Origin of the sequence: Planktothrix sp. FACHB-1355 (assembly GCF_014748295.1) — a bacterium.
GTDB classification, from domain to species: Bacteria; Cyanobacteriota; Cyanobacteriia; order Cyanobacteriales; family Aerosakkonemataceae; genus Aerosakkonema; species Aerosakkonema funiforme_A.
In genome coordinates this window covers 1-3,809 of sequence record NZ_JACJUP010000669.1, presented here as the reverse complement: position 1 = coordinate 3,809, position 3,809 = coordinate 1, and the positions used below count along the sequence as shown (strand labels likewise).

At 48.0% G+C, this 3,809-nt stretch carries 6 protein-coding genes; all 6 read right to left on the bottom strand.

The annotated features are described in order from the left end of the window. Window positions 1-42: 42 nt before the first annotated feature. The 6 genes from rpmE to H6S82_RS22715 all read right to left on the bottom strand — a co-directional run bounded on the left by rpmE (window position 43) and on the right by H6S82_RS22715 (window position 3,625). Window positions 43-300, bottom strand: coding sequence for a 50S ribosomal protein L31 (rpmE, locus tag H6S82_RS22740; RefSeq protein WP_190460846.1), 258 nt, complete (start codon window positions 298-300; stop codon window positions 43-45). Between the two features lie 159 nt (window positions 301-459). Further along, window positions 460-873 (bottom strand): 30S ribosomal protein S9, encoded by a 414-nt coding sequence (gene rpsI / locus H6S82_RS22735; RefSeq protein ID WP_190460848.1) that lies wholly within the window; start codon window positions 871-873, stop codon window positions 460-462. After that, the gene (gene rplM / locus H6S82_RS22730) at window positions 873-1,325 is read right to left on the bottom strand and encodes a 50S ribosomal protein L13 (RefSeq protein ID WP_190460852.1); all 453 of its coding nucleotides are present in this window, start codon (window positions 1,323-1,325) and stop codon (window positions 873-875) included. The genes rpsI and rplM overlap by 1 nt, the downstream gene beginning before the upstream one ends. A gap of 80 nt (window positions 1,326-1,405) precedes the next feature. Then, entirely contained in the window at window positions 1,406-2,245 is an 840-nt protein-coding gene (gene truA, locus H6S82_RS22725; RefSeq protein WP_190461139.1) for a tRNA pseudouridine(38-40) synthase TruA, read from the bottom strand. A 28-nt stretch (window positions 2,246-2,273) separates the two neighbouring features. After that, complete coding sequence (gene rplQ, locus H6S82_RS22720; protein ID WP_190460853.1) at window positions 2,274-2,624, bottom strand: 50S ribosomal protein L17; 351 nt, start codon at window positions 2,622-2,624, stop codon at window positions 2,274-2,276. Window positions 2,625-2,674: 50 nt separating this feature from the next. Beyond that, complete coding sequence (locus tag H6S82_RS22715) at window positions 2,675-3,625, bottom strand: DNA-directed RNA polymerase subunit alpha (RefSeq protein ID WP_190460856.1); 951 nt, start codon at window positions 3,623-3,625, stop codon at window positions 2,675-2,677. Window positions 3,626-3,809: the final 184 nt, after the last annotated feature.

Genomic DNA, 3,809 nt, shown 5'->3' with positions numbered 1-3,809 from the left:
AAAAAACTACAAACAACAAACTACAGACAATTGACTATCCTGCTACTTTTTATTTTTGCCGCCAGGAGCTGGTTTGGCTTGGCTCTCGCCACCTTCCAACATACCGTATTTACGCAAGAAGCGTTCCACCCGACCTTCGGTGTCGATGATTTTTTGAGTGCCTGTGAAAAAGGGATGGTTACCAGACCAGACATCAACGTGAAGTTCTGGCTTTGTCGAACCGACGGTCATAACTACTTGACCGTTACAGTAGACTTTGGCATCGGGATACCACTTGGGATGAATATCGGGTTTTGGCATATTTCCTATTTCCTTGAGATATTTTGCTAATTGGGGAATTAGTCAACAGTGAGTTGCGATCGCCATTGCAGATTTCAAATTTTAAATTTCAGATTTATCTAAATTTGCCATCTGCAATTTAAAATTTGAAATTTTTCGATCGGCAATAACTCCACTATTTTAACGCTTGGAGTACTGAGGTGCTTTGCGAGCTTTATGCAAACCGTATTTCTTGCGTTCTTTCGCCCGTGGGTCGCGGGTGAGATAACCTTCAGTTTTCAGGGGCTTGCGGTTATCTGGGTCTAATTGACACAGAGCTCTAGCTACTCCCAAACGAATCGCATCAGCTTGTCCCGCCACTCCGCCACCGTGGGCGTTGACCAGGATATCGTATTCATTTTCCAATCCCAGCGTTTCTAAGGGAGCTTTAACGGCGGAAAGGAAACCTGTATTGAACTGGAGGTAAAGATCTCCAGCTTTTTGATTGATTAGTATTTGACCGTTACCGGGAACGAGGCGCACTCTAGCTACAGCAGATTTGCGACGACCGGTGCCCCAGTACATAACGCGATCGCTAGTTTCAGTTGCTTGCATTAATCTTCTCCTGGAATAGTGTTAACTTTCAACTCTTGAGGTTTTTGTGCTTGGTGAGGATGGTCGGGGCCAGTGTACACTTTTAGCTTAGTAAACAAGCTTCTGCCTAGAGAATTTTTGGGCAGCATCCCGCGTACAGCGTGTTCGATAATCCTTTCTGGCAAACGGGCTTGCAGTTGGGCAAAATTTTCCGTCTTCATCCCACCCGGTCTGCCGGAATTGCGGCGGTACACTTTCTGAGTGCGTTTTTTGCCGGTGACCGTGACCTTCTCGGCGTTAACTACAATCACAAAATCACCTGTATCCAGATGAGGTGTGTAGTGGGGTTTGTTTTTTCCTCTCAGAACTATCGCAATTTCGCTGGCGAGTCTTCCCAAGCGCTGATTGGCGGCATCTACCACGTACCACTGGCGCTCTGAGGTATTTTGAGGAGGTAGATAGGTTTTTTCCATAGTTTATTTGTGGGTTGTCAGTTGTGAGTTGTCATTTGTCATTTGTCGGTAGTTTTTCTGCTAATGACCGAGACTGATGACTATTGACTGAATAAAAATTTGGGTTGTTTATCGAACCAGATTTCTGGAGGAAAGGGGAATTCTGGATAACCTACGCGCAACAGACACAACCCATGAGCTGGTGCGGCGTACTTTACTTCGTTACGAAGTTGGTTAACCCAAAGATTGGTGAAGTTATCGAGCGATCTTTCGCCTCGACCCACTTGCACCAGCAATCCCACCAGCAGCCTTACCATACCGTACAAAAATCCATTCGCTTGCACCTCCATGTAAACGAATGGCCCTTCGCGATATGTTTGTGCTTCCTGCACTTCTACCCAGGAATGAGCCCGACCGGAATTAGAGCGGTGAAAAGCAGCCAAATCGTGCTTGCCAATTAAAGGGTTGAGGGCTGCTTGCATTGCTCGTTCGTCCAGCGGCGCATAATAATAATGCCAAGCAAAGGGACGCACGAACAAGTTGGGTTGGCGATCGGTGTAGATAGTATAACGATAGCGGCGATAGCTAGCGGAAAAGCGGGCGTGCCAAGTAGGGCTTACCTCAGCCGAAGCCAGAATCAATATATCCTTTGGCAGCTGAGTATTGAGAATTGTCGCCCACTTTTCTGGTGGGATAGTACCCGTAGCTTCAAAATGAGCCACTTGGGCAGCTGCGTGAACCCCAGAATCGGTTCTTCCCGCACCGTACAGCGTTACCGATCTATTCATAATTTCAGAAAGAACTTTTTCAATTTCTTCCTGTACCGATCGGTGTTTGGGCTGTCGTTGCCATCCATGAAAATGAGTGCCCAAGTATTGAATCACCAGGGCAACTCGCTGCGACGATTTTAGATTTTCGATTTGCGATTGAGGATGTGTCATCGATCTCAAAATCTAAAATCCTCATCAATCAGACCAGTTCGATAATTGCCATTTCCGCATTATCCCCTCGGCGTCTGACGGTGCGGAGGATGCGGGTATATCCGCCCTGACGGTTGCCGTAGCGTTCGCCTACCTGTTCAAACAGCGCGTGAACCAACTGTTTATCGTAAAGATAGCCGATTGCTTGACGACGAGCTGCCAGAGTGCCATCTTTGGCCAAGGTAATTATCCTGTCTGCTTCCGAACGAACTGCTTTTGCCCTTGCTTTAGTGGTCTGAATCCGACCGTGACGCAATAATTGAGTTGTCAGAGCTCTGAGGAGAGCCCGACGCTGGTCGGCTGGCTTGCCGAGTTGAGGAACACGACGTCCGTGACGCATAACACTTCCTTTGTACCTGAATTAACGCAACACTCAATTATTAGATGAAATCATCCGTTTGATTTGGCAGACTTTTCTGCTGGCAATGTGATTCCCAATCGTCGCTGTAAAGCTTCGATTACTTCTTCCGCAGACTTCTGACCGAAGTTTTTGATTTCCAGTAAGTCTTCTTGCGTGTAATCCAACAAGTCGGCTACTGAGTTAATCTGAGCCCGCTTCAGACAGTTATAAGCCCGCACCGATAGTTGCAATTCCTCGATCGGAATCTGGCTGGTGGGGTCTTCGTCGTCTGATTTATCTGTGTCTATGGGTTGCAGATTCATGTTTGTCAGCGGGTTGAACAAATCCACTAGGATACCCGCTGCTTGCGATAGTGCTTCTTGGGGTGAAATACTGCCATTCGTCCAGATTTCCATGAGCAGTCGGTCTTTTTCTGCCGCACCATCACCGCGAATTTCTTCTACGCTGTAGTTGACTTTGCGAACCGGCATAAAAATGGCGTCAATCTGGAGAAAGTCTAAAGCAGCTGCTTCATCGTGCCCGCGATCGACCGATCTATAACCCTTACCTGTTTCCAGGCGGAATTCCATTTCCAGCTTAGCCCCTGCTGCCAATGTGGCTACGTACTGACTTGGATCGACTACTTCCACCTGAGAAGGCAAATCGAATTGTGACGCCGTTACCGTACCCGCTCCGGTGGCTACTAATCGGCCTATCTGCGGTTGGGAGTCATGGCTTTTGAAAACTATTTCTTTCATGTTGAGCAGGATCTCCAGCACATCCTCCCGCACTCCTGGAATCGTGGCAAATTCGTGATTGACTCCGGCAATGCGGACGGCAGTAACTGCTGTCCCCGGCAGGTTAGATAGCAGTACTCGTCGCAATGCGTTGCCAACTGTCGTTCCTTGCCCCCGTTCCAGTGGCTCTAGGACAAATTTGCTGTATTGACCGCGATTTTTCTCGATGTTAGACTCGACACATTCAATTTGAAATTGCGCCACGTAACGATCCCCCTTCTTCCTCGATCCGGTGGAAGGCAGCACAAGCAGCCTCCCCTGTTTATTTCTGAGCTGAGTGTTCAGATGACTATTGCCATTGCCACTGTCTCCAGCTAGTGGGTTGGCAATATTTAAGGCAACCCACTCGCCAACTACAAGGATCGGTCTTGGCGACACCAGAGCCGGA